The organism is Rhizobium sp. AN73 (assembly GCF_030757975.1).
GTDB classification, from domain to species: Bacteria; Pseudomonadota; Alphaproteobacteria; order Rhizobiales; family Rhizobiaceae; genus Agrobacterium; species Agrobacterium arsenijevicii.
Window position 1 is genome coordinate 1,592,635 of the sequence record NZ_JARWME010000001.1, and the last position, 26,163, is coordinate 1,618,797.

A 26,163-nucleotide genomic window follows, 5' to 3' on the forward strand; every position below is an offset into this window, starting at 1 on the left:
TCCTCCGGGGCATCACGAATAATAAAATCCTCCTTCCTTGCCCGGTCTTCAGTGCCGGGCAATTTTTTTGGATGGCTTGGGCGGGATGGCGGGCCGCCAACTGCGCCTAGGCTGCTGACAAAGGACGAGATATTCTCTTCCGTTATGCCGGACTTGTTCCGGCATCCAGCCACGGCGCATCTGCGCCGTGAAAGGACTCTTTCGCAATCGAGGACTTGATCGCACTAGACCCCGGAGCAGGTCCGGGGTGACGGAGTTTGGATGCTCCTTTCGCCACACGCATCGGTCGGGCTTTGTTACCAGCAAAAAGGCGCGGGGTTAGCCGCGCCTTAGGGATTGTAAAACGAAATTTCTCCGCCGATATCTTCGCCTCCCTCCGCCGTCGTCCTCGCCCTTGAGGCGAGGGTCTATAAGCGGTTGGAGCTGTGGATCCTCGGGTCGAGCCCGAGGATGACGGTGAGTGGGATGCCTTACCGCTCCTTGCTCACCTCTTCAAAGCGCGAGAGCCAGGGGCTGACGATCATGCCCTTGATGTCGCTGCGGAAGGCGGCGGTGTCGATGACTTCGGAGAAGGGCTGAATGGACATAACGATCTCGTCCATATAGCCCTGCAGGTCTTCATAAAGCTTCGTCTGTTTCGCCACGTCGCGCTCGACGAGGGCTGCCTCGATCATCTTGTTCAGCTTTTCATCGAAGAAGCTCGTGCGCCAGCTCTGGTAGTTGGTGAGCTTGGCATCATCCGCATTGTTCGGATTATAGGCGATGGAGCGCAGGTTGTTGTCCGGATGCGGCTGCTGGCCACCGCCGCCGCGGCCGAGAAGCAGTTCGAAGTTGCGCTCGCGCATGGCGCCGTAAATCTGGTCACCGGAGCCGCTGATCAACTCGGCCTGGATGCCGGCCTGGGCCAGCGTGTTCTGGATTGCCGTTGCCGCTTTCATGAAGGGGTCTTCCGAAAGCACGCGCAGCGTCGTCTTGAAACCATTGGGATAACCGGCTTCAGCCAGAAGCGCCTTGGCCTTTGCGATGTCGAGCTTGTAGCCCTGATCCGGCAGGGCACCCATCACGCCGGTGCTGAGAGAACGCTGATGCAGCTTGCCGTAGTAAGGCATGACCGCCTTGTCGAGACCTTCGTAGTCGATCAGGTAACGCAGGGCCTCGCGAACCTTCTTGTTCGCGAACTTCTCGTCCTTCATCGAAACGCTGAGGTAATAAAAACCGGAGCCGGGTGTGGATTCGATGGCGATGGTCTTGTCGGTTTCCAGCGATTTCAGGTCCGGCGCCTGCAGGGAATAGGCGACATCGATATCGCCCTTTTCCAGCATCAGGCGTTGCGATTGCGATTCCGGCAGATGGCGCATCAGCACGCGTTTCATCTTGGCTTTTTCACCCCAATAATCGTCGTTGCGGGTGAGGATGATATATTCGTTGGACTTCCACTGGGTCAGCTTGAAGGGGCCGGACCCCGCCGAATTCAGCGTCAGCCACGCTCCGCCGAAATCGCCGTCCTTTTCATTGGCAAGCGCCGTCTGGCTATCGATGATCGAGCCGGGACCATTCTGTGCAAGGATCATCAGCAGCAGATTGGGATCATCAGGCTTTGGAATATTGAGCACGAAGGTCTGGTCGTTTTCGGCGACGAAGAGCTTGTCGGCCTCTTCCAGCTTGAAACCGCGCGTTTTGAGGAAAGACGATTGCGCCAGATTGCGGGCGAGCAGTCGCTTCAGGCTCCACGCCACGTCCTTTGCCGTCACGGCATTGCCGGAGGCGAATTTGGCGTCCGCGCGCAGGTGGAAACGGATCGATTTGCGATCCTCGGCGATTTCCCAACGTTCGGCAAGGCGTGGCTGGACGCTGCGATCTTTGGGCGAAAGCACGACCAGCGTGTCATAGATGTTGTTCAGAACCTGCACCGTCTCGCGGCCGGTAATGGCAGCGGGATCAAGGGTCAGGATATTGCTCATGGTCGTGGCGACGATGAGCTGGTCCTTCGGCGTTTCGGCAAAGACGCTGAGCGGCACGGCGCCGATCAGCAGTGCGCCCAGTGCGGCGGTTGCAAGAAGATGTCTCATTTTTCCTCCCATACGGCCGGTTCATACGGCCTTCCACGTTTCGATCCGCGCGTCTGTTCCTCCACAGGCTTCGCGTGATCAGCCAAGAATGTCTCTGACCGGAGCGGTGAGCGCCCGGCCGATCGCGGCCGTTGCCGGCGCTTCCAGATGCACGCCATCCACCGGTGAGGCGCTGGCGACCGATCCGGCATCGAAGAAGTGATGGCCAAGTTCGGCGGCAAGTTTGCGGTAAAGCGGCGCAAGCCGCAGCGATTGTCCGATATCGCGACCACCTGCGGACTCTCCGCCCGGGCCTGCAACGCAAGGCGGCGGTGCAACGATCAGAAGTTTTGGCACTACATCTCGCGGCTTGTAGATGAAGGTCTCGACGATTTGCGCCAGCCGACGCATGCCCGAAACGGCGGCTTCCGCGCGACCGCCATGCACCGGTTTAATGTCGTTGGTGCCGAGCATGACGATGACGAGATCAAGCGGCATGTGGCACGAAAGCGCGACTTCCAGCGCCCGCGCGCCGTTGCGGCAGGCCGGACCAGCATGGTCGTCATAACAGGTGGTGCGCCCGCCAAGCCCTTCCGGGTGAACCTTCGCCTTTCCGGAAAGCTCGGCCTCCAGTACCTCCGGCCAGCGATGTGCGGCGGCGTGCCGGAGACCCGTTGCCGGGTCCGCGCCCCAGGTGAGGCTGTCTCCAAAGGCGAGCACGGTTTTCATCGCTCCTTACCTCACCCGGTTATTGTCGATGAAGGTGAAATCGATATCCTCGCCAAGGCCCGGCCGGTCGGGAACGTGGACGAAGCCATCGCTGTCCATCGGGTCCGACAGCGACTTCAGATAGTCGTGGCCGTCATCATATTCGAGGAAGGGGTGTAGCAGGCCGCGCTCATACCAGCGGCAATTCTTGGTGGCGGCAACCACATGCAGGTTCATCGCCGTGTTGCCATGCACCTCGCACTCCATACCGAAGGCTTCGGCCAGATGCATGGTCTTGAGCGCCGGCGTGATGCCGCCGACATCGTTGACGCCGGTGCGAAGAATATCGCAGGCGCCGGCCTTGATCCATTCCGCGCGGTGCCAGTGCTTGCCGGCCGCACTTTCCGGGCCGACGACGGGAATATCGAGATTGTCGGAGAGCCACTTGTAGGAGGAGAGCGATTGCTCATCCATCGGCTCCTCGATCCAATCGAAGCCGAGTTTTTCCAGACCACGCCCCAGCGCCAGCGCATCGGTGCGGGAATACCAGTGGAAGGCGTCGATCATCAGGCGAATATCCGGTCCGACCGCCTCGCGCACGGCCGCGCAGGCCTTGAGGTCCATCTTCACATCCGGCGCCCAACTGACGGGCGGCATCCAGGTGTGAAGCTTGATGCCCTTGTAACCGCGCTTCACCAGCGTTTCGGCAAACCGGCCGTAATCTTCAGGCGTTGCAAGGCCGCCTTCCAATTCATCGCCGCACATGATCGAGCCATAAGCGAGCACTTTGTCGCGATAACCGCCGATCAACTTGTATACAGGTTGTCCGAGGCTGCGGCCGGCAAGGTCCCAGAGCGCGCAGTCCACCACCGCCAGCGTGCGGTCCGTCAGCTGCGCCGCCGAGCCACGTTGCCAGTGGGCAAGGCCCTGCCACAGGCGTTCCCGATCACGATGATCCTCGCCGATCAGGACTTTCTTGACAAATTTTTCGATGACATGCGGGCGAACGATCTCCGGCGCGGTGAAGGAATGGCCTTCCTGACCGTCTTCCGTGCGGATGGTCAGCATGGCCTGTTCCACCTGATGTGCCGGACCCGGATGCGCGTGACCGGCACTGTCCGAGTGCCGACGGGTCGTCGTGCGAAAAACACGGACTTCGACGTCGGTGATGATCATAATTCCTCCCTCATGCAGGTATCGCGGCGTTTGTGGCTGCTGCAATGTCATACATGTCTGCGTTATTTGTCAACATGTATGATAATCTGTATTACATGTTGGAGAGGAAAATCAAGGGCATTTGCGCGGCGCTCGATATGTTGGCGTTTTTGGCAAGGAGGGAGAGGGGGATAAAGCGAGTGCCTTCGCGGATTAATTCATAATTTTAGTAGATTACTGAATCGCGCAACGATCTTTCAAAAATCCCCGGGACTATAAAAGACCATGCCGCGCCAGCGATGCCGGTCATCGTGCATTCTATCTTGCGTATGCGCGGCACGGGATGACGGCCGCACCTGCGCTGCCTGAGCTTCATCTTGCCTCAACAATCATTCCCGGATGCATATCATGCCCCTTTCCCATATCTCCCATTTCGCTTTTCTGGTTCCCGGCAATTATCACGATGATGACCCTGCGTTGGGGCTGGAAGAAACCCTGCAGCTTTTCGAAGCAGGCGAGGCACTGGGTTATGACAGTGCCTGGGTTCGTCAGCGTCATCTGGAGCGCGGTGTGTCCTCGGCCGCCACCTTTCTTGCGGCGGCGTCGCAGCGCACGAAGCGGATCGGGCTCGGTACCGCCGTCATTCAACTTGGATATGAAAACCCGTTCAGGCTGGCCGAAGATCTCGCCACCGTGGATGTGTTGTCACACGGACGGCTGAATGTCGGTGTCTCTGTGGGCGCGCCGCCCTTCGCCCATCTGATTTCGGACTATGTCGATACGGCACCCGATGTGGATTACAGCCATGCCCGTGCCGAGAAGCTCGCCAGGGCCTTGAGATCGGAACCGCTGTCCAGCGAAACGGAGGCGGGAAATGCGGCGGGGGCGCAGGTGCCGCGCCTTCGGCCCTTCGCCAGGGGTTTGACCGACCGGTTGTGGTATGGCGGCGGATCGCAGAATTCTGCGCGCTGGGCGGGGAAGGCGGGTTTCAATCTCCTGACCGGCAATATCGTTAGCGGTGAAAATACCGATGATTTTCTGACGGCGCAGGCGGCCCTCGTTGCCCGCTTCCGGCAGGAATGGGCGCATGAGCGCCAGCCGCGCGTCGCCCTAGGTCGCGTGATTTTGCCGACGGACAGTGCCAGCCCGGCGACACGCCGCCGTTATGCGGAGTTTGCGGCCGAGCGCGACAAGCGCACGCATACGCCGCATGGTGCGCGCCGCACGCTTTTTCTGCCTGATATCGTCGGGACGACGGGTGAAATTCTGGAGAAGCTGTCGCGCGATCCCGTTCTGCCGCATGTCTCGGAATTCCGTCTGGAACTGCCCTATGAATTCCAGCCGGAAGACTATCGCCAGATCGTGACGGATTTCGCGTCCGTCGTGCCGCAGCTTTCCGGCGGCCGGCCGGTTCTGAAAGTGGCGACAGGTCAATAGCGTCGTCACAACGTTGCCATTCCTGCGCCGAGCGTCGGAATGGCGGAGGATGGGGAACAGCGTCAGTCCGGTTGGGGCAGGCCGTATCTGTCGCGTATCGTCGCGCCTTCGTATTCGCGCGGGTAAACGCCGCGATCCTGAAGCACCGGCACGACCTTTTCGACGAATTCGGCGATATCATCAGGGGCGCGGGGCGGCTGCAGGGTGTAGCCGTCAACCGTGCCGTCCTGCCAGAGGTCGATGATGCCGTCCGCAACCTCCTCCGCTGTGCCAAGCAGCAGCCGATGGTGCCCCTCCGAGCGCCGCACGGCCTCGCGGGCGGTGAGCTTTTCATGGCTCAGCAGATCGGAAAGGCCAAGCCCCATGCCCACCGCCCATTGCCGGTTCTGGTCCGGAATGAAGCGCGCCGCATCCAGCTTCGCATCGGGGTCGAAGTCGCGGGGATCGATGCCGTTTTCCTTGGCAAAGCGCGCCAGAAGACCGTCTTCCGAGCCGGTTCCGCTGTAAAGTTCGTGTTTGCGCAGCGCTTCCTCGCGCGTTTCGCCGAGAATGACGACGAGGCCCGGAACAATGCGGATGCCCGAGGGATCGCGGCCAAAGGAGACGGCGCGGTCACGAACTTTCTTGCCGAAGGCCTGACCGGCGGGACGAGACAATATGTTGCAATAGATGATCTCGCCGTGACGGGCCGCGAGATCGATGCCGCCTTCGGAGGCGCCTGCCTGCGCAATGACGGGGTGACCCTGCGGCCCGCGTGGCACGTTGAGCGGGCCTTTGACGTGGAAATATTCTCCCTCGTGATCGATTGCCTCAGCCGTCGCCGCATCCCAGAAGAGGCCTTCCGGCACCTCGCCTTCGCGGCGCGGATCCCAACTCGACCAGAGCTTTTTCGCGACATCGAGAAATTCGGTCGCCTTGGCATATCGCTCATTGCGCGGTGGCAGCGGATCGTTGCCGAAATTGGCGGCGACACTGGGATTGAAGGAGGAGACGATATTGACGATCAACCGCCCGCCGGTGACGATATCGATGGATTGCGTGCGTCTGGCGAAATTATAGGGTGAGTTATAGGTGGAGGACACCGTCGCCACGAAGCCGATATCCGGCACCTGCGCGGCAAGTGATGTGGAGAGGATGAGCGGATCGATGGTGTGAAACGGTCGGCTTGTCGGGTCGGTCAGCAATGCCGGATGATCCGAAAGGAAAACGGCATCGAACCGGCCTTTATGGGCCAGTTCCGTCAGTCGCCGGTAATAGCCGATGTCATTGATATCGTGCCGGTCTCCGCTCCTGTATCTCCAGGCATTGGCGAGGTATCCGGTGGTGTTGATGCCGACATTGAGATTGAGCCGGCGTTTGGTCTTGCTCATGCTGCCACTTTTTCTTTTTGGGTCTGTTGGATTGCCGGCTTGCGGGTCCGGCGCAATTGCGGGGAAGCGTAACAGCCGGGGTTCCGGTCGCGAGTTAAAAATCCTTGCTGTTCGGAGAAGAAAAACTTTCGCGCCATGGCCGTCCGTTCCCTAGGAGACGCCCCACGTCGAGCGCCGCTCCCCGCCGAAGCTTCGTTCGACAATGATGCCATTTCCGAAAGGATATTTTGTCAGCAGCGTGAAGCGCCGGTGATATGGAAACGAATTTCCTCAACGGCCTCTCAAATAGTACACTTTATCTATAGAAAATATTTTATGGCGTGTAGCGTGTCGTCCAGATCGCAATTGAGAGGACGAACGCCATGGCTGATGCGGCCCTTCGCCAAGCAACCCACCCAGAAACCGTCTGGTATACGCGCTGCCCGGCGCCCACGCCGCTTTCCATCGCAGTGCAGCTTGGCTGGATCGAGGATAGTTTCGCCGGCCATGGTATCACGGTCTCCTCCATTCGCGATGCGGCCGATCCGGCTATTCGCCAGAGCCATTTCGATCACCGTCTGGACTGGTCTTTCCGTCAGGGCGGCAATATTCCGCCTATCTGGGCAAAATCCGGTGGACGCCAGACGCGTCTTGTCGGGTTGACCAGAACCGACGAGTTTCAGGCGGTCATAGCCTTGCCGGCCAGCGGGATAACAAAGGGCGGCGAACTCAAGGGCCGGCGCATCGGGTTGCCGAAACGACCGAACGAAACCATTGATTTCCAGCGCGCGACATCGCTCAAGGGCATCGTGTCGGCGCTGACCGTTTCCGGCCTTTCCGTCGCGGAGGTCGAGCTGGTCGATCTCACCGCCATCGAGCCGGTGCTGCTCGGTCCGGCTGACGACAGGTTCCATGGTCTGCGCCGCCGGCTTCCCTATGGCGAGGAGATCGCTGCATTACATCGCGGGCAGATCGATGCGTTTTTCGTCAAGGGAGCGGAAGGTGTCACCGTCGCCAATCTCATCGGTGCGCACGTCGTCGTCTCGACCGGGTTTCACCCCGATCCGAAAATCCGCATCAACAACGGCACGCCACGTCCTTTGACTGTGGATGCCACCTTTGCCGATGAAAGGCCCGATCTGGTCGCAGACCTCGTGGCCACCGTGCAGGGGGTTGCCCAATGGGCGAATGACAATCCGGCGGAAGCGGTGCGTTTCATCGCCCGCGAGATCGGTGTCAGCGAGGAAGCGGTTATCGCCGCCAACGGGGCAGATGTGTATCGCAACCTGAGGCTCGATCTCGATCCGGCGGAGCTGGATGCGCTCGGTCATTTCAAGGATTTCCTGCTGGAATGGAAATTCATCCCTGACGATTTCGATGTGAACGACTGGGCCGATCCGCGTGCCCATTCTCCACGGCAAGATGCCGCGCCACAGGCTGCGGCGAAGTGAGGGCGTCATGACAGCAACCATTCTTGTAACGGGTGCAACCGGCAAGCTCGGCCAACGCGTCGTCAGCCGTCTTTTGCAGAAAGAGGCGAAGGTTAGGGTGCTGACCCGCCGGCGTGAGGACGCGCTCAAACTCTGGGGCGAAAGGGTGGATATCGCGGAGGGAAACTTCTCCGATCCGGCCAGCCTGAAAGAGGCCTCACGTGCAATAGACACGGTGTTCCTGCTTTCCCCAATCGGTGAAACGCTGGCGGCGGACCAGAAGGCGGTCATCGATGCCGCTCTCTCTGCCGGCGTATCTCGGATCGTGAAAATATCCGGCTCCGACTGGACCATCGCCAATGCCGCACACTCCATCTCGGGTGCGGCCCATGCAGAGGTGGAAAAACATCTGACCGGGAGCGGCATCGCGCATACGATCCTCAGGCCGAATGCCTGGATGCAGGTGGCGCTGGAACCCGTCGTTGTAGCACTACGCAAGGGCGAGGATGTGCCTGCCCGCTTTGACGATGCGGCCGTTTCCTTCATCGATGCCGACGATATCGCCGATGTCGCGGTTCAGGCCATGACAGCAAGCACACCCGTTTCCGGCACCTTCGTGCTGACTGGCGGCGAAGCATTGTCGGTGTTGGAAATCGCCCGTATCGCAGCCAGAATCCTGCATCGCCCCGTCGGAGTTTCGCACAACGCTGCTCCTGCCTTTCCGCCGCATATCGGCGCATTCGAACAGAAGGCGATCGGTGAATTCGGTCAACTCATCCGCGAAGGCCTCGCGGCCTCGGTCAATGACACCATCTACGAGATCACCGGTCGGCTGCCCCGCAGCGTGGAAGACTATCTGCGCACCCGGCTGACTGCGACCAGCCCGCAGGGCGATCATTCCGAGGGAGAAAAGACATGGCGCTGACTGTTCCACTGCCCGAAGGTCCCGAACTGAAGGGTCCTTACGATTTCGAAGACAGCCCGCTCAGCCGTGCGGTAAAGCAGCCGCTAATGCTGGGGCTGTTCCTCAATCTGCAGGACATCAACTTCTCCAGCCTGCCAACCAGCAACAGCTGGACCTTCGATTACAATGCGGAACTGGTGAAGCGCGCCGAAGAGCTTGGTTTCGAAATCGCCTTCAGCCGCACGCAATGGCTGCCCAAGGGCGGTTATGATGGCGAATCCTCGCTCGACAGTTTCATTGCGCTGGGTGCCATGGCGGCGGTCACGAAGAGCATTCTTCTGATCTCCACCATCCATGTGCTTTACGGGCCGTTGCATCCGCTGCATCTCGCCAAATATGGCGCGACGCTGGACCATATCGCCAAGGGACGCTGGGGCATCAACATCGTCACCGGCCACCGCGCCATTGAGCATGAAATGTTCGGCTGGCAGCGGATCGACCATGACAAGCGCTATGACATGGCGGGCGAATTGTTCGATGTGCTTCACCGCCTGTGGGGTGAAACCGAAAACTTCTCCTATGAGGGCAAGCTTAACCCCTGGGCGATCAACAACGGCTGGATAACGCCGAAGCCCGCCTTTGGCCGCCCGCCACTGGTGACGGCGACCGGCTCGCCGGCCGGCATCGATTTCGCCGCCCGCCATTCCGATCTGGTCTTCGTAACTTCGCCCGGCGGTGCGCATATCGACAGCGCGCTGGAAACGCTTCCTGATCATATCGCCACCATCAAGAACCGCGCCAAGGCCTATGGCCGGCAGGTGAAGACGCTCATTAACCCGATCATCGTCAGCCGCGACACGGAGAGGCAAGCGATCGCCTATGCCGACGCCATTGAGGCCGGAAAACCGCAGCCCGGCACCCGTGCGTTTGCAACCAACAATTACGACAGCGACGCCCACGCCTGGCGCGGCCGTGGCGATGCGCGCCACAAGCAGGGGCGTAATCTCGGCGGCAATATCGAAATCATCGGCTCACCGGAGCAGGTGGTCGAGCAGCTTGTCGGCCTGAAAAAGGCTGGCATCGATGGCGTGCAGTTGAATTTCTACGATTTCCGCGAAGATCTCGACTATTTCGCTGAGCGCATTCTGCCCTTGATGAAGGAGGCTGGCCTGAGGCTCTGACGCCTCACACCGCCTCAAATTTCCAGTTCCGAAGCCTGCACTTCGCAATCACCGAGATTGCGAGAACGATATTTTTTGCCCTGAGGAGATACCGTGAATATTGCCGTCGATCCCGTCAAAACGCCCGCGCCGAAAATCCTGGACCGGATCGGGACCTATGTTCCCGAACTCGTCTCCATCCGCCACGATCTGCACCAGCATCCGGAAATCGGTTTCGAGGAGGTGCGCACCTCCGGCATCGTCGCCGAAAAGCTCGCCTCCTGGGGCATCGAGGTGCATCGCGGTTATGGCAAGACCGGCGTGGTCGGCGTACTGCGCGGCCGGCACGCGGGCAATCGTTCCATCGGGCTGAGGGCGGATATGGACGCCCTGCCGATGCCGGAGGAAACCGGGCTGCCTTATGCGTCCATCTATCCCGGCAAGTTCCACGGCTGCGGGCATGATGTGCATACCACCATATTGCTCGGCACTGCCCGCTATCTGGCGGAAACCCGGGATTTTGCCGGCACGGTGATTTTCATTTTCCAGCCCGCCGAGGAAGGTCTGGGCGGCGCACGCGCCATGATCGCTGACGGGCTGTTCAAGGATTTCCCGGTCGATGAGATTTACGGGCTGCACAACTCCTCCCACGCAGCGCCCAACCATCTGAAGGTCTCGCCCGGCACCATTCTGGCAGGCGCAGATTTCTTTGATATCCGGCTGAAGGGCAGGGGCGCCCACGCCGCGCACCCGGATGTCTCACGTGATCCGGTGCCGGCGACGGGCGAACTCATTCAGGCCTTGCAGACCATCGTCAGCCGCAACGTGCCGCCGACCGATCCGGCCGTCCTGTCGATCACCCGCATCGAGGCGGGATCGGCCTATAATGTCATTCCCGAAACGGCCTCGATTGCAGGCACGGTTCGGGCCTTCTCCGACAGCGTGCGCGAAACGATCCGCGGCCGCATACGCACGATTTCCGAGCACATTGCTGCGGCTCACGGTCTCACCGCCGAGGTGGATATTCGCGACATATTCTCGGTTCTGACCAATGACGACGCGTCCGTGGGGATCGTTGCCGGCGTGGCACGCGAGGTTCTGGGAGACGAGCGCGTGTCCACCGAACCGAACCGCTTCATGGGTAGCGAGGATTTCGCCGATCTTCTGAAACACGCGCCCGGCGCATTCTTCACCCTCGGCCATTCCGGCACTGTGCCTGCCCACAATCCCGGTTTCATCGTCGACGATGCCATTCTGCCTGTTGGCGCCACCCTGTTTGCCCGGCTGGTGGAAACCCGTCTGAAGGCCGCCTGAAAATTTGAAAACAAGCCTGCAAGAGGAAACATCCATGAATATTACGAGACGTAAGACATTGCTTTTGAGTGCTGCGCTAACCGGGGCCATGCTGTTGCCATCCCTGCCGGTACTGGCGACGGAAACCCCGAAAAAGGGCGGCATTGTCACCCTTGCGGGCCTCGGCGAGCCGACGACACTGGTGCCGCTTTCTGATTCCAACACGCGCACGCGCGCCATTTCCACCAAAATCCTCGAAGGGTTGGTGCGCTTCGACAGCGAGTTCAAGCCGCATCCGGTTCTGGCCGAAAGCTGGGAAGCCTCCGCCGACGGGCTGCGCTACACCTTCAAGCTGCGCAAGGGCGTCAAATGGCATGATGGCAAGGATTTCACCGCGCAGGATGTGAAATTCTCCCTGCTTGCCTTCAAGAAGGTCGGGCCGCGCGGGCGCATTACCTTCGCCAATGTTGCCGATATCGAAACGCCCGATCCGCTGACGGCGGTGGTGGTGCTTTCCAAACCCGCGCCCTATCTTTTGCGGGCGCTGACTGGTGGCGAAACGCCCATTCTGCCGGCCCATGCCTATGCTTCGGAAAACTACAATGAGAGCCCGAACGGCAACGCGCCCGTTGGCACCGGCCCCTTCATCTTCGAGGAATGGAAACGCGGTAGCTATGTGAAGCTCAGGAAGAACCCGAACTACTGGCAGGCCGATCTTCCCTACCTCGATGGTTTCGTGGCACGGTTCGTCGCCGATGCGGCCTCCACCACCATCTCGGTGGAAACGGGCGAGGCGGATTATACCGCCGATGTCTCCTACAGCGATCTGGAGCGCCTGCGGCAAAATCCCAAGCTTTCGGTGGAGGTTTATACCGACTCCTATCTCAACAATGCCGCCATATTCGAGTTCAATCTCGAAAACCCGATCCTTGCCAAAAGGAAGTCCGGCACGCTTTGGCGCATGCCATCGACCGCAATTTCATCAATGACGCCATCTTCTTCGGTACGGCGAAACCCGCCGGTTCGAACATTCCGGCTGTCTTCACCGCCTATAATGACGAGAAGCCCTTCACCTACCCCTTTGACTTGGCCAAAGCGAACGAACTGCTGGACAAGGCCGGTTATCCGAAGGGCGCCGATGGCACCCGTTTTTCGCTGCGGCTGGCCTTCCTGCCCTCCGACGTCTTCCGCAAAACCTCCGAATATCTGCGCTCGTCCTTCGGCAAACTCGGCGTGAAGGTGGATATCGTCGAAGGCGATCTCGCTACCTTCATCAAACGTGTCTATACGGAGCGCGGTTTTGACCTGACGGTGAACGGTATCAGCCGGCTGTTTGATCCGACAGCGGGCGTGCAGCGCCTTTATTGGTCGGATGGCATCAAGAAACCCGCGCCCTATGTCAACGCTGCCCACTACAACAACCCCAGGGTGGACGATCTTTTCCGTGCCGCCGCGATTGAGGTGGATGAAACGAAACGGGCGGGGCAGTTCCACGACATCCAGAAAATCACCGGCGACGAATTGCCGAATTTCTCGATTGTTGCCCTGCCGACCGTCATTCTGCGCAACACCAGCCTCCGGTCCCTCGTGACGACCATCGACATCGCCTATGGCGATCTGTCTACGGCGTGGAAAAGCGAGTGAGGGAGAAAATCCGACGATCCGGCGGAGCGAGAGTGATGACGAACTTTCCTCCACATTCGACGTCATCCTCGGTCTTGTACCGAGGATCTGCCACGGCATCCTAATCCTGTCGATTGCAGATGCTCGGGACAGGCCCGAGCATGACGAAGGAGAGGTTTTGCCCTCCACTGTCAGCCAACATTAACCCGGCAATTTTGCCGGGTTTTTTATTGCCGAAATCCACCCTCGATCCTTTTTCGCCTTCGCGCAGCAACGGTGTTTTCGGGAAAAATGTTGCGTGCGGCAAGGTCTGGCCGGAACAGGGGTGCCGGCTATCGGAATTCTGAAAAAATCAATTTCTTCAATAATTTAGAGCGAAGGAATTCTTCGTTTCAAAGCAAGAATTGCTTGCTGGACCCACGCTTTGACCACCTGCACTGTGCTCATGAAATCTCACCCGTAAATGATGGATGCCATGGCCAAGGATACGCTTTATTTGATCGCCCCCGGTTTTGAAGACCCCAAGCACCCCGGTGTCCGGTTCGTCTGCCCGCATTGTAACCAGATCGAAGGCCTGCTTGCCGCCTTTCCGGACCTTGCCGGTGGGATCGTTATCCACCGGGTCGGTTTTCAGCGTCCGCGCGAAGCGGTCATCGCCGTCGTGGGTGAGGAAAACCAGTCGTTGCCGCTGTTCGTCTTTGCCGGCGATGCGCCCGCTGATGCGGCAACCAAAGGCGACACGCACTTCATTCAGGACACGAAACGCATTTTGCAAATCCTCGCCGAGCGCCACGGGTTCCCGCAGCTGCACTGAGCTGCCGCACCCCGCACATCGGATTTTTTCGGAGACAGACATGACCTTTTCCAGACGCCAGTTTCACAAGATTGCACTCGCTGCCGGCACTTTCGTGGCGCTTCCCGGCGGTTCTTTCGCCGCTGCCGAAGAGCCCGTATCGGGCGGTACGCTCAAGATCGTCTATTTTCCCGAGCCGACCCAGCTCGTGGCGATCAATACCAGTGCGGGCGGTCCGCAGTTCATCGGCTCGAAGATTTATGATGGGCTTTTGACCTATGACTACGAGCTTTCGCCCAAGCCGAGCCTTGCCAAAGAATGGAGCGTTTCCGCCGACGGGCTGGAATATGTCTTCCATCTGCAACCGAAGGCGAAATTCCATGACGGCAAGCCGGTGACATCGGCGGATGTGGAATTTTCGATCCTGCGGCTGAAGGAAGCCCATCCGCGCGGTCGCGCGACCTTCTCGCATGTCGAAAGCGTCGATACCTCCGATCCGCTGGTCGCGAAGGTGAAGCTGTCCAAACCCGCGCCGGGCCTGATCACCGCGCTTGCCTCGTCGGAATCGCCAATCGTGCCGAAGCACATCTTCGAGACGTTTAAGCCGACCGAAAATCCCAAGCCCGCCCAGATCATCGGCAGCGGCCCCTTCGTGCTGAAGGAATGGGTGCCGGGCAGTCACGTTCTGCTGGAGAAAAATGCCGATTATTGGGATGCGCCGCGCCCTCATCTCGACCGTGTCATCATCCGTCTTATCAACGATGCGGGCGCTCGTGCGGCCGCGCTTGAGACCGGGGAAGGCGATATCGGCCCCAACCCGGTGGCGCTTGCCGATCTGGAGCGGCTGAAATCCATCCCGACGCTGAAGGTGGATGACCGTATCTATGCCTATGCCGGCCAGCAGAACCAGCTCGTCATCAACCTTGAGAACGAATATCTCAAGGAATTGAAGGTAAGGCAGGCCATTGCCCACGCGATCGACGTTCCGGCGCTGATCGATACCGTGCTTTACGGTTACGCCGTGCCATCGCCCACGCCGATCAGCCCCGGCCTTGCGAAGTTCCACAATCCGGACATTGGTTTTGCCAAGTTTGACGTCGCGCTGGCGGAAAAGCTGCTGGATGATGCAGGCTTCCCCCGCAAGGACGGTGGCAAGCGCTTCAAGCTTCGGGTCACCACTAATCCGTTCAACCCGCAGACCTATTCGGATTTCATCGCACAGGCGCTTTCCAAGATTGGTATCGAGGCGGATATCCAGAAATTCGATTTCGGCACCTATGTGAAGGTCGTTTATACCGACCGCGCCTGGGACCTTTCGGTCGAATCCCTCTCCAACACCTTCGATCCGACGGCCGGCGTGCAGCGTGTCTACTGGAGCAAGAACTTCAAGATCGGTCTGCCGTTCTCGAATGCCAGTCATTACGCCAATCCGGAAGTGGACCGGTTGCTGGAAGCGGCGGCGGTGGAGCCGGATATCGAAAAGCGTGCAGCCTTCTTCAAGGAGTTTCAGGCCGTCGTCGCCAAGGATCTTCCCGTCATCAATCTCGTCGCGCCGATCCAGCCGGTCGTCGGCAGCATCCGCATCAAGGACTATGCGACGGGGGCGGAAGGCCTCAGCGGCAATCTCGCACAGGCTTGGCTGACGAAGGAGGCGTGAGGTCTTCCTCACCCTCCGCTCAAAGCCGCGTCCAAGTTAACAAGGGTTCATCGCCATGAGCAGAACATCCGAGAAGCTGGTCCTCAACGCGTTCATCTATCCGGGTGGACATCATGAAGCGGCCTGGCGCCATCCAGAATCGGAGCCTCATCGCGTCACCGATATCCGGCTCTATCAGGATATTGCCCGCAAAGCCGAGGCGGCGAAGCTGGATGCCATCTTCTTTGCGGATGCGCCGGTGCTGGACGCCAATATCCGTTACGCCGCGCGTCATCGGCTGGAGCCGATCACCATGCTGGCGGCTCTGGCCGCCGTCACCGAAAAGATCGGCTTCATCGCCACGGCGTCCACCACCTATTATGAGCCTTACAATCTCGCGCGGCTGTTCGCTTCGGTCGATCATATCAGCGGCGGCCGGGTGGGATGGAACATCGTCACGACCTCCGCCGATGCGGCGGCCGGCAACTTCAATCTCCAACAGCATCCGCCGCATGCCGACCGTTATCGTCAGGCAACCGAGTTCGTCGATGTGGTGACGAAGCTCTGGGACAGCTGGGAAGACGATGCCATCGTCGCCGACAAGGAGAGCGGCCTTTTCGCCGATACCGACCGCATTCATCCCGCCAATCATGATGGCGAGTTCTACCGGGTGCGTGGTGCATTGAACCTGCCGCGGTCGCCGCAGGGCCGCCCGGTCTATGTGCAGGCCGGCTCCTCGGAGGATGGGCGCGGCTTTGCCGCCCGTTACGCCGAGGCAATCTTTACCGCGCATCAAACTCTGGAGAGTGCGCGGTCTTTTTATTCTGACATCAAGAGGCGTGTGGCGGCCACGGGGCGCAATCCTGCCTATGTGAAAATCCTGCCGGGCATCAGCCCCTTCATAGCCTCCACCGAAGAGGAGGCGCGCAAGCTTGAGGCCTCCTTCAACGATCTCATCCAGCCGGCTTTTTCGCTCAGGCAGTTGCAGCGCATCACCGGCATCGATCTGTCATCGGCAGATCTCGACCAGCCGTTGCCGCAGGAGGCCGTGGAAGCGACGCGGGCGCAGGCGGATAGCAGCCGTCATCAGCTGGTTCTCGATGTCATCGACCGGGAAAATCCGACGATCCGGCAATTGCTGCACCGGCTTGCCGGCGGGCGTGGCCACAAGGTGATTTCGGGAACGCCGGAACAGGTTGCGGACTGGATAGAGACCTGGTTCCGCGAAGGCGCTGCCGACGGGTTCAACATCATGCCGCCATGGCTGAATGGCGGGTTCGATATCTTCGTTGATGAGGTCGTGCCGATCCTGAAACAGCGCGGGCTGTTCCGCAAAGAATACGACGGCGACACGCTGCGCGATCACTACGGGTTGCCTCGGCCCGAAAATATCCATGCGACGCGAGAGGTACAAAGGGAACGCGCCTGAGGTGGGACGGGCGTGTTCAGGCGGCGGCCTCGAGAGGGCGCACATCCTCGCGCAACAAAGCGAGTAGAGATGCGATTTCCGGCAGCCGCCGCCTGTCAGGACTGGTCAGCAGATGGTAACGGCTGGCGGTCGGCTGGGGTGCGCCGAAAGGTGCGATCAGACGGCCGGTTCTAAGCTCATCCGAAATCAACGAATGGCGGGCAAGACCGATGCCGTGGCCTGATAAGATTGCCTCTATCAACGCGCTCTGGCGCGAAAAACGCGGTCCGGTTGCCGAAAGTCTGAGCGGAATGCGGCAGGCGCGAAGCCAGTTTGCCCATTCGAAAGCAGCATCCGCGCCGTTGCCGCGCAACATCGCAAAAGAGAGATCCCGCAGCCGCTCAGGTTCGCAGCAAAGGCGATGACGGGCTGCAAAATCCGGGGTGCAGACGGCACTGACGGTGTCGGCAAAAAGCGGTTCGTGAATGAAGCCGGGGATTTGTCCTTGGGTCGCGACGATCGCGCAATCGGCATCGAAATGCGTGAGGTCGATGGCATCACCTTCGAGGGATTCGATCGAGATATCCACGTCTCCAAGGGCGGGAACGATGTTTCCCAGCCGTGGCGCCAGCCATCGGGCCGCAAAACAACCTTCCGCCAGAACTTTCACCTGCCGCCTGCCGCCGGAGGCCATGAGATCGGAAAGACTGCCGATCATGGTCTCGAAAGCGTCCGCAAGGCCGGGGTAAAGCGTGCTGCCGGCGTCGGTTAGCACCAGCTCGCCGCGCTGGCGGCTGAAGAGCGGTTGCCCGAGATGGGTTTCGAGAATGCGGACTTGCTGGCCAATCGCGGCGGTCGAGACATGCAGCTCCTCCGCCGCCCGCGAAAAGCTGGCGTGACGGGCGGCCACGACGAAGGCGCGCAGCGCCGTCAACGGCGGCAGCCGGGAAAGTGTCGGCAATCGAAAAGCCGCCCGCGCGACCGAAGGAGGGATGAATTCCGTTCTCATGGCCGTTTTCCCTTCATGGCTAGAATACCCGACCTTCCTTCAGATGCGTCGTGGTGCCGTTGAGATAATAATCGCCGATGACGCGCGCCTTGTGGGCAAGTGGATTGTGGTTGTAGACCGTGCGGATGTTGCGCCAGTGGCGGTCGAAATTCCGCTCGCTTGACGTCGCCGAGCCGCCGCCGAGTTCGTAGAGGTTGGTGGCGACCGTCAGCGAAAGCTGCGAGGCGATGATCTGGGTACGGGCGGTGGCGAGCGAACCTTCCAGCAGGGCGGCCTCTATCGCCTCTTCGTCGCCGCTGGCGAAGGCAACAGCGGTTCGGTCGAGCGTTCGGGCCGCCTCGCGGATCAGCGTCTTGACCGCAAAAGCACCGGCGCTGATCTCGCCGAGCATCTTCTGCACGAAGGGGTCCTGATTGGCGGTTTCCGCGCTACTGTGGAGCGTGGTGCGCGCCTGGCGCAGAACATAGTCGACACCATCGTTTAGCGCGCCCTGAACGGCCCCGGCCGCTGAGGCTGCGAGATGCAACTGTCTCATGGCCGAGCTGTGGCGCCCGACCTGGCTGCCGAGCTTGCGGGTCGTCAGTTCATGCGGGAGCACCTCGACATTCTCGAGCAAAACGCCGCCGCTTGCCGTCATGCGCTGGCCCATGCTGTCCCAGTCGTCGAGAATGGTGATGCCCTGGCGATCAAGCGGAATGAGAACGCCGATCGGCTGCGCGTCATCGCCAATGGCGCTGAAGGTGCCGAAATCGGCAAAGGCGGTGCCGGTCGCATACCATTTGCGGCCGTTCAGACGATAACGGTCTCCATCGGCGCTGAGGCGCGTGGTGATTTCGCCGGGGCGCCTGGTGCCCTGTTCGGTGCTTGCACCGGCGAAGAGCTTGCCGGCGAGGACATTTTCGAGGTGCCGCCGATCCTCAAGCTCGATCGGTGTGAGAGCGAGGTTTTCGGTGAAATTGAAATGGCTGCGGAGTGCGTGCGGAATGTTGCTGTCGGCCTCACCGAGGATCATCAGCACTTCGATATAGTCCGCAATCGAGCCGCCTGGGCCGCCCTTGGCTTCGGGAATGCGCAGGGTGCCGATCTTCGCCTGCTTGATCAGGCCGAAGATTTCGAAGGGAAGTTCCCGCTGGCGCTCACGGCGGGCGGCATCCCTGGCCGCGACAGTCGCAATCTCCCTGGCGCGGGCCAGAATGTCGTCTCGGCTCGGCACGCCGGAATTGTCGGTGGTTACGGTCTGTATCTTCGGATTGGACATTGCGGGTTTTCCCTGAGCGGATGTGATGACCTGCGGCACGGTCGCGCCGCAGGCATTTTCTTCTGAACGGTCAGGCGACCGCGCGTGGCTTGACGACCGGGCGGGGAGCGGGTTCGAGATTGCGCGGCACGCGGCCTTCGACGGGATGGCTCGGATCGTTGAAGCCGGGTGTCGAGGGATGGCCGGTGGTGACAAGGCTGTCGACCAGCGCCTCGTCTTCCGCATCGATCTTCACATCGAGGGCGCGGACGTAACCGTCCCAATGCTCCTCGGTGCGCGGGCCGGTGATCGCGGCGGTGACGAACTTGTTGTTCAGCACCCAGGCGAGCGCAAAATCCGCCGCCGAAACGCCCTTCGATGCGGCGTGCGCCGCGACCTTCTGGGTGATTTCGACCGATTCCGGACGCCATTCCGTTTCCAGAACGCGTTTGTCGCCACGGCCGACGCGGGTATCGGCGCCTGGCTGCTCGCCCGGCTGATATTTGCCGGTCAACACACCGCGCGCCAGCGGCGAATAGGAAACGACGCCCAGCCCGTAATTGTGGGCCGCAGGCAGCTGCTCGGCTTCCGCCGTGCGGTTGACGATGTTGTAGAGCGGTTGGCTGGCGATAGGCCGGTCGATGCCGAGCTGGTCGGCCAGATGCGAAATTTCGGCGATGCGCCAGCCGCGGAAGTTCGAAACGCCGAAATAGCGCAGCTTGCCCGCACGGATGAGATCGGCGATGGCGCGCACAGGCTCTTCCAGCGGCGCGTCGAAGACGGCGCGGTGGAAATAGAGGATGTCGATATAGTCGGTGTTGAGACGGCGGAGCGAATTCTCGACTGTTTCGATCACCCATTTGCGCGAATGGCCGCCGAGATTGGGGCCTTTTGTGTGGGAGTTGACAAACTTCGTCGCCAGAACCCAGTGATCGCGACTGGCCTTGATGCCGCGACCGACGACTTCTTCCGACTTGCCGTCGTGATAGACATCGGCTGTGTCGATGAAGTTGATGCCCTGCTCGCGTGCCTTGTCGATGATGCGAAAGGCCACGTCATCCGGCGTCGGGCCTCCGAACATCATCGTGCCGAGGCTCAGCGGTGAGACTTTCAGCGCGCTGCGTCCGAGATAGCGATAATCGACCATTATGGTTGCTCCTTCAGTTTATTGGGCATGGTGGCAAGCCACGGCGTGGTTCTTGCCGAAAAGGGTGTAATCCGGCGCTTTTTCGCGACAGAGATCGGTGGCGAGCGGACAGCGGGTGTGAAACCGGCAGCCGGATGGCGGGTCGTGCGGGCTGGGCAGGTCACCGGAAATGGGGGCTGCCTGCTTGCGGCGCGCGGGATCGGGAACGGCTGCGAGAAGCGCACGGGTATAGGGGTGTTTTGGCGAGGCCCAGAGCTCCGCGGTCGGCGCGCTTTCCACGATCTTACCGAGATACATGACCAGCACGCGGTCGGAAAAATAGCGCACGACGGACAGGTCGTGGGACACGAAGAGATAGGACAGCGAAAGCCGCTTCTTCATCTCCACCAGAAGATTGAGGATCTGCGCCTGTATCGAAAGATCGAGCGCCGAGACCGGCTCGTCGCAGACCACCAGTTCCGGTTCCAGAACCAGCGCGCGGGCAATGCCGATGCGCTGGCGCTGGCCGCCGGAAAATTCATGCGGATAACGGTCGAGCGCATCCGGCGGCAGACCCACCTGCGCGACGATCGCCTCGACGATTTGCCCCTGTTGCGCCTTGTCGCCAATGCGGTGCACCTTCAGCGGCCCGGTAAGGATGGTGCGAACCGTCTGGCGCGGATTGAGCGAGGCGAAGGGGTCCTGAAAGATCATCTGGATGCGGCGGCGGATGCCGCGCAGCTGTGACGAGGTCATCGCCGTGACATCGGCACCCTTGAAGGTAATCCTGCCGGAAGACGGCTCGACCAGCCGCATCAGCGACTTACCGAGCGAGGATTTGCCGCAGCCGGATTCACCCACCAGCGCCACGGTCTCGCCCGCCTCGATGTCGAGCGACACATCGTCGACGGCGCGGACTGTTCCTCGTCCTCCCGAATAGTGGGTGGAAAGACTATGCACTGACAAGAGCGTCATCGGATACCTCCTGGGATGTGGGGGATACGAAGGGGCAGGCGGCGTAGCGACCTTCCGAGATCAGCCTCAGCGGCGGTACGAACTGCCCGCAGAAACCGCGGGCGCTCGGACAGCGTGGCCGGAAGGCGCAGCCGCGCTCCCCCGTGGCGGAAACGATTGAACCCGGAATTTCGATGAGTGGCCCGTCGCGATAATGCTGGCCGTCTTCGGCGCGCGGAGAGGCAGCCAGCAGGCCGCGCGTATAGGGGTGGTAAGGATTGGAGAAAACCGGTTCAGGCAATCCTTCTTCCACCTTGCGGCCGGCATACATGACCATCACCCGGTCGGCCCATTGCGCCACGATGCCGAGATCGTGGGTGATGAGGATGACGGCCATGTTGAGATCGCGGCGCAGATTGTCGAGTAGTTGCAGGATTTGCGCCTGTATCGTCACGTCGAGCGCGGTCGTCGCCTCGTCGGCGATCAGCAATTTGGGATTGCAGGCAACGCCGATGGCGATCATGACGCGCTGGCGCATGCCGCCGGAAAGCTGGTGTGGATAATCGTCCACGCGGCGACGGGCGTCGGGAATATTGACGAGGTCCAGAAGCTCGATGGCGCGTTTGCGCGCCTGGTGCCTGTCGATCCTTTCATGGATGCGCAGCACCTCGATGATCTGTTCGCCCACCGTCAGGACCGGGTTCAGCGACGTCATCGGTTCCTGAAAGATCATGCCGATATCGCGGCCGCGAATGCCGCGCCATTGCCGCTCGGAAAGCGGCAGGAGATCGCGGCCTTCGAGCAGAACACGCCCGCCGGTTTCTGCATGCGACGGCAACAGGCCGATCAGGCCGAGCGCAGTCAGCGATTTTCCCGAGCCGCTTTCGCCGACGATTGCCAGCATTTCGCCGGACTGCACATCGAAGCTGACGCCCTTGACCGGTTGGGCGGAGCCGAAGCTGACGGAGAGATCGTGGACTTCGATCAGTTTGCTCATCGGCGTTCCTCCGAAAAACGGGGGTTGAGCGCATCGTTGAGGCCATCGCTGATAAGGTTCAGCGAAATGACGGTGAAGACGATGGCGAGGCCGGGAAGGGCGGTCAGATACCAGGCGGTGCGGATGACATCACGGCCCGCACCGATCATCGAACCCCAGGAAACACGGTTGGGGTCGCCAAGGCCCATGAAGGAAAGTGCTGCTTCCATGAGGATCGCGCCTGCCACCATGACGGAGGAGGTGACGATGATCGGCGGCAGGGCGTTGGGCAGGATTTCCTGAAACACGATGCGCGCATGGCCATAACCAAGGCTGCGAGCGGCAAGCACGTAGTCCTTCTCGCGGATGGCGCGGAATTCGGCACGGGTCAGGCGGGCGACGAGTGGCCAGGTGATGATGCCGATTGCCGAGGTGACCGTGGTGACCGAAGGCTGGGCGATGGCGACGAGCACCACCAACAGCACGAAGTTCGGCAATGTCTGGAAGATCTCGATGATCTTCACGAGAATATCGTCGATGACGCCGCCGAAATAACCGGCGAAAGCGCCGATTGTGATGCCGATCGTCAGCCCGATCAGAGTGGCGACGACACCGACGGTGAGCGAGATGCGCGCGCCGTGCACGATGCCCGCCAGCACATCCCGGCCCATGGAATCGGTGCCGAGCGGATAGGCCGGGTTCTGGCCGGGCCAGAGGAAGGGACGGGCCACCATTTCCAGCGGATCGCCCGGATAGATCAGCGGAGCTGTGACAGCGGCAATGAGGACGGTGGCGAGAAACAGCAACCCGACGATGGCGTTGGGATTGGTCAGAAAAATCTTCAGTTCCCGCCGCAAGCCGCGCCGGGGCACGGAGACGGAGCGGGCCGAAAGCGCATCCGGCGCATGGATATAGGGCCAGACCTTTTCGTCGGATTTTTTCTGCTTTGCATCGGTTTCCTTGGCAGCGGTGCCCGCTTGCGTAACGAGATCCGTTGCGTCGAGAACTGCGGTGTTGTGAGGGGGATTCATCGGCTTTCTCCGATGCGGGGGTCGAGCCACGCCTGCAACAGGTCCACGGCCGCATTGACGATGATGACAAGAAGGGAGGAGAGCAGCAGGATACCGAGCAGCACGCTGAAATCACGCGCCATCACGGCTTCGAAAGCAAGACGGCCAAGCCCGGGCCAGCTGAAGACGGTTTCGACCACGACCGCACCGCCCAGCAGGCCGCCAATATGCATGCCGGCCATGGTGGTGATCGGGATCAGCGCGTTGCGCAGAATATGGCGTGTGGTGAGCCGAAGCGGCGAAACGCCCTTGGCCCGTGCCGTGCGCACATAGTCCTGGGATTTGACTTCTAGCATCGCCGCGCGGGTGAGGCGGGCATAAATCGCCAGAAAATAAAGCGCCAGCGAAAGGGCGGGGAGAACGATGTAGCGCAGCCGGTCCAGAAAAGCGGCGAAACCGGTGAGGCTGCTGCCGATGGTGCTGTCGCCGCCCGACGGAAGCCAGCCGAGCTTGACCGAGAAGGTGAGGATAAGCATCAGGCCGATCCAGAAACCCGGCACGGAATAAAAGATCAGCGAGCCTATCGAAATGATCCGGTCCGGCAGCTTGCCGGAAAAGAGCGCCATGATGGAGCCGAGGAACACGCCGACGAAAATCGCAATGCCGAGCGCCGCGCCCATCAGCGCCAGCGTGCCGGGAAGCCGCTGGCCGATAAGGTCGGCGACCGGCATGCCGTAGCGTGGCGAAAAGCCGAGGCTGAAATGGGCCAAATTGCCGAGATAGTTCATCAGCTGATGCACGACCGGCAGATCAAGCCCGAAGCGGGAGCGGATTTCGGCCATGGTCTCGACGGTCGCCGAACCCGCTTCCGCAGCCAGCACATCGGCCGCATCGCCGGGTGCGAGTTGCAGCAGGAAGAAGTTCAGGATGACGATACCGAGGACCGTCGGGATCGCCTGAATGGCCACCCGCCTTGCCTGCGATAAAATCCTTTTCGAATTCGACATCGGCTCCAGTCCATTCCCTTGAAAACATGAAATCGGCCCGTGAAGGCGTTGGTATTAGTTGACTAATTTTATGGAATTTGTCAAAGAGTAATGGAATTATTTTCTGAAATTTACGATAAATAGCGCCATAAAGAAAAGAAAATTCCTATTATTGAGCGTTGTTAGTGCTTCGTGCCAATCTCGCTCTGTCTTGCGGAACAAACTTCTTCTGAAGCGCAGCTGTTCAGTTTCACCGGGTTTTGGCCGGCACTATCAAGGAGAGGGTATCGCATGACTGTTTTCAACCAGACGACGCGGCGTGGATTTCTGCTGGCGTCAGTAGCGCTCGGCGTGGTGTCTTTACCGGGGCTGCAGCTCCGCGCGGCCGAGCCGGCAAGCGGCGGCACGGCCACCCTGCTCATCTCATCGGAACCGCCGGTTCTGACGACGATCGCACACACGGCCTATAATTCCGTCTATATATCGCCCAAGGTCACCGAAGGGCTGCTGACCTATGATTTCGACCTCAATCCCAAGCCGCTCCTGGCAAAATCATGGGATGTGAGCGCGGATGGCCTGCGTTACACCTTTAAACTCAGACCCGGCGTGAAGTGGCACGACGGCAAGCCCTTCACATCCGCCGATGTGGCCTTTTCCATCAACACCATCAAGGAAGTGCATCCGCGCGGGCGCAATACGTTCCTGAACCTCACCAGCGTCGAGACGCCGGATGAACTGACCGCGGTGCTGGTTCTTTCCAAGCCTGCGCCTTATCTGATAACGGCGCTTGCCTCCGCCGAAACCCCTGTCGTGCCCAAGCATCTTTATGAGGGCACGAAAGTGACCGAAAATCCGGTCAATCTCGCGCCCATCGGCACCGGCCCGTTCAAGTTCAAGGAATGGGTGCGCGGCAGCCATATCGTTTTTGAGCGCAATGCCGATTACTGGGATGCGCCGCGCCCCTATCTCGACAAGCTCATCGTCCGCTTCATTCCTGACGCGTCGGCCCGCGCCATCGCAATCGAAACCGGCGAGATCGATCTCGCCCCCAGCACGCCGGTCGCCTATAGCGATCTCGATCGTCTGAAGGAGCTGCCGAGCCTCGGCTTCGAGACAAACGGATATCAATATTCGAATTCCGTCAGCCGCGTTGAGTTCAATCTTGAAAAGGATGTCTTCAAGGATGTGCGCGTGCGCCGTGCCTTTGCGCATGTGATCGACCGCAACGTCATCTTCAATACCGTCAATTACGGCTATGGCGCGACGATCACCGGGCCGATCAATCCGAAGCTCTCGAAATGGTTCGTTGCGGATCTGAAGACCTATCCGATCGATCTGAAGGCGGCCGAAGCGCTGCTGGACGAGGCGGGATACAAGCGCGGCGCGGATGGCATCCGTTTCAAGCTCAACCTGGATTATGTGCCGAGCACCGAGGCCTATCCGCGCGGCGCGGATTACATTCGCCAGGCGCTGGCAAAGGTCGGCGTGGATGTGACGGTACGCACCCAGGATTTCGCCACCTACACGAAGCGCATCTACACGGATCGCGATTTCGATTTTGCCTATGAGGGCATGAGCAATCTCTTCGACCCGACCGTCGGCGTACAGCGGCTCTACTGGTCCAAGAACTTCAAGAAGGGCGTGCCCTTCTCTAATGGCGCGGCCTACAGCAATCCCAAGGTGGATGCGCTTCTCGAAGCCGCTGCCATCGAGATCGATCCGGACAAGCGCGTCGCGCAATGGAAGGAAATCCAGCAGATCCTCGTCGAGGACGTGCCGGCCATCGACATCGTAGCAGCACCGGAAATCACCATCTTCAACAAGCGAATTGCCGATCACACCGTCGGTGCGGAAGGTGTCGCGGGCAGCCTCGCCTTTGCGCATATCGCCGCATCCTGATCTTTTGCCGAACCCGGTCCGC

General features: G+C 60.4%; 20 protein-coding genes and 1 pseudogene. 10 read left to right on the top strand and 11 right to left on the bottom strand.

What is annotated here, in order from left to right:
* Positions 1 to 470 precede the first annotated feature (470 nt).
* The 3 genes from RBH10_RS07185 to RBH10_RS07195 all read right to left on the bottom strand — a co-directional run bounded on the left by RBH10_RS07185 (position 471) and on the right by RBH10_RS07195 (position 3,932).
* Positions 471 to 2,069, bottom strand: coding sequence for an ABC transporter substrate-binding protein (locus RBH10_RS07185; RefSeq protein ID WP_281037646.1), 1,599 nt, complete (start codon positions 2,067 to 2,069; stop codon positions 471 to 473).
* 78 nt (positions 2,070 to 2,147) lie between these two features.
* A complete protein-coding gene (locus tag RBH10_RS07190) occupies positions 2,148 to 2,777 on the bottom strand; it encodes an SGNH/GDSL hydrolase family protein (protein WP_281037645.1) in 630 nt (209 codons plus the stop codon).
* A 6-nt stretch (positions 2,778 to 2,783) separates the two neighbouring features.
* The gene (locus RBH10_RS07195; RefSeq protein ID WP_281037644.1) at positions 2,784 to 3,932 is read right to left on the bottom strand and encodes a mandelate racemase family protein; all 1,149 of its coding nucleotides are present in this window, start codon (positions 3,930 to 3,932) and stop codon (positions 2,784 to 2,786) included.
* Between the two features lie 387 nt (positions 3,933 to 4,319).
* Between RBH10_RS07195 and RBH10_RS07200 the strand changes: the two genes are divergently transcribed.
* Positions 4,320 to 5,348 (top strand): LLM class flavin-dependent oxidoreductase, encoded by a 1,029-nt coding sequence (locus tag RBH10_RS07200; RefSeq protein WP_281037643.1) that lies wholly within the window; start codon positions 4,320 to 4,322, stop codon positions 5,346 to 5,348.
* Positions 5,349 to 5,410: 62 nt separating this feature from the next.
* Here the strand turns inward: RBH10_RS07200 and RBH10_RS07205 are convergent, their stop codons facing one another.
* Positions 5,411 to 6,718 carry an NtaA/DmoA family FMN-dependent monooxygenase gene (locus RBH10_RS07205; RefSeq protein WP_281037642.1) on the bottom strand — a complete coding sequence of 436 codons (1,308 nt, stop codon included), beginning with the start codon at positions 6,716 to 6,718 and terminating at the stop codon, positions 5,411 to 5,413.
* Between the two features lie 362 nt (positions 6,719 to 7,080).
* On the opposite strand from RBH10_RS07205, the gene RBH10_RS07210 reads away from it, so the two are divergent.
* The 8 genes and pseudogenes from RBH10_RS07210 (at position 7,081) to RBH10_RS07245 (ending at position 16,965) form a co-directional block, all read left to right on the top strand.
* Complete coding sequence (locus tag RBH10_RS07210; RefSeq protein WP_281037641.1) at positions 7,081 to 8,148, top strand: ABC transporter substrate-binding protein; 1,068 nt, start codon at positions 7,081 to 7,083, stop codon at positions 8,146 to 8,148.
* A 7-nt stretch (positions 8,149 to 8,155) separates the two neighbouring features.
* The gene (locus RBH10_RS07215; RefSeq protein ID WP_281037640.1) at positions 8,156 to 9,052 is read left to right on the top strand and encodes an NmrA family NAD(P)-binding protein; all 897 of its coding nucleotides are present in this window, start codon (positions 8,156 to 8,158) and stop codon (positions 9,050 to 9,052) included.
* On the top strand, positions 9,043 to 10,212 hold the full coding sequence (locus RBH10_RS07220) for an LLM class flavin-dependent oxidoreductase (protein WP_281037639.1): 1,170 nt from the start codon (positions 9,043 to 9,045) through the stop codon (positions 10,210 to 10,212). The genes RBH10_RS07215 and RBH10_RS07220 overlap by 10 nt, the downstream gene beginning before the upstream one ends.
* Before the next feature lie 93 nt (positions 10,213 to 10,305).
* A complete protein-coding gene (locus tag RBH10_RS07225; RefSeq protein ID WP_281037638.1) occupies positions 10,306 to 11,505 on the top strand; it encodes a M20 aminoacylase family protein in 1,200 nt (399 codons plus the stop codon).
* Positions 11,506 to 11,593: 88 nt separating this feature from the next.
* A pseudogene (locus RBH10_RS07230) lies at positions 11,594 to 13,128 on the top strand (ABC transporter substrate-binding protein).
* Between the two features lie 442 nt (positions 13,129 to 13,570).
* A complete protein-coding gene (locus RBH10_RS07235) occupies positions 13,571 to 13,921 on the top strand; it encodes a DUF3088 domain-containing protein (protein WP_281037636.1) in 351 nt (116 codons plus the stop codon).
* A gap of 40 nt (positions 13,922 to 13,961) precedes the next feature.
* Positions 13,962 to 15,557, top strand: coding sequence for an ABC transporter substrate-binding protein (locus RBH10_RS07240; RefSeq protein WP_281037635.1), 1,596 nt, complete (start codon positions 13,962 to 13,964; stop codon positions 15,555 to 15,557).
* Positions 15,558 to 15,612: 55 nt separating this feature from the next.
* A complete protein-coding gene (locus tag RBH10_RS07245) occupies positions 15,613 to 16,965 on the top strand; it encodes an LLM class flavin-dependent oxidoreductase (RefSeq protein WP_281037634.1) in 1,353 nt (450 codons plus the stop codon).
* Between the two features lie 16 nt (positions 16,966 to 16,981).
* Here RBH10_RS07245 and RBH10_RS07250 read toward each other — a convergent pair whose 3' ends face one another.
* From RBH10_RS07250 to RBH10_RS07280, 7 genes are all read right to left on the bottom strand, one after another.
* Positions 16,982 to 17,953: a LysR substrate-binding domain-containing protein gene (locus RBH10_RS07250; protein WP_281037633.1), complete on the bottom strand. Its 972-nt coding sequence runs from the start codon at positions 17,951 to 17,953 to the stop codon at positions 16,982 to 16,984.
* A gap of 19 nt (positions 17,954 to 17,972) precedes the next feature.
* Complete coding sequence (locus RBH10_RS07255; protein ID WP_281037632.1) at positions 17,973 to 19,211, bottom strand: acyl-CoA dehydrogenase family protein; 1,239 nt, start codon at positions 19,209 to 19,211, stop codon at positions 17,973 to 17,975.
* A 70-nt stretch (positions 19,212 to 19,281) separates the two neighbouring features.
* Positions 19,282 to 20,337, bottom strand: coding sequence for an aldo/keto reductase (locus RBH10_RS07260; RefSeq protein ID WP_281037631.1), 1,056 nt, complete (start codon positions 20,335 to 20,337; stop codon positions 19,282 to 19,284).
* An 18-nt stretch (positions 20,338 to 20,355) separates the two neighbouring features.
* Entirely contained in the window at positions 20,356 to 21,291 is a 936-nt protein-coding gene (locus tag RBH10_RS07265) for an ABC transporter ATP-binding protein (RefSeq protein ID WP_281037630.1), read from the bottom strand.
* Positions 21,269 to 22,267: an ABC transporter ATP-binding protein gene (locus tag RBH10_RS07270; protein WP_281037629.1), complete on the bottom strand. Its 999-nt coding sequence runs from the start codon at positions 22,265 to 22,267 to the stop codon at positions 21,269 to 21,271. Before RBH10_RS07270 ends, RBH10_RS07265 begins: the two co-directional genes overlap by 23 nt.
* Complete coding sequence (locus RBH10_RS07275) at positions 22,264 to 23,277, bottom strand: ABC transporter permease (protein WP_281037628.1); 1,014 nt, start codon at positions 23,275 to 23,277, stop codon at positions 22,264 to 22,266. The genes RBH10_RS07270 and RBH10_RS07275 overlap by 4 nt, the downstream gene beginning before the upstream one ends.
* Complete coding sequence (locus RBH10_RS07280; protein WP_281037627.1) at positions 23,274 to 24,263, bottom strand: ABC transporter permease; 990 nt, start codon at positions 24,261 to 24,263, stop codon at positions 23,274 to 23,276. The genes RBH10_RS07275 and RBH10_RS07280 overlap by 4 nt, the downstream gene beginning before the upstream one ends.
* Positions 24,264 to 24,533: 270 nt before the next feature.
* On the opposite strand from RBH10_RS07280, the gene RBH10_RS07285 reads away from it, so the two are divergent.
* The gene (locus RBH10_RS07285; RefSeq protein ID WP_281037626.1) at positions 24,534 to 26,141 is read left to right on the top strand and encodes an ABC transporter substrate-binding protein; all 1,608 of its coding nucleotides are present in this window, start codon (positions 24,534 to 24,536) and stop codon (positions 26,139 to 26,141) included.
* Positions 26,142 to 26,163: the final 22 nt, after the last annotated feature.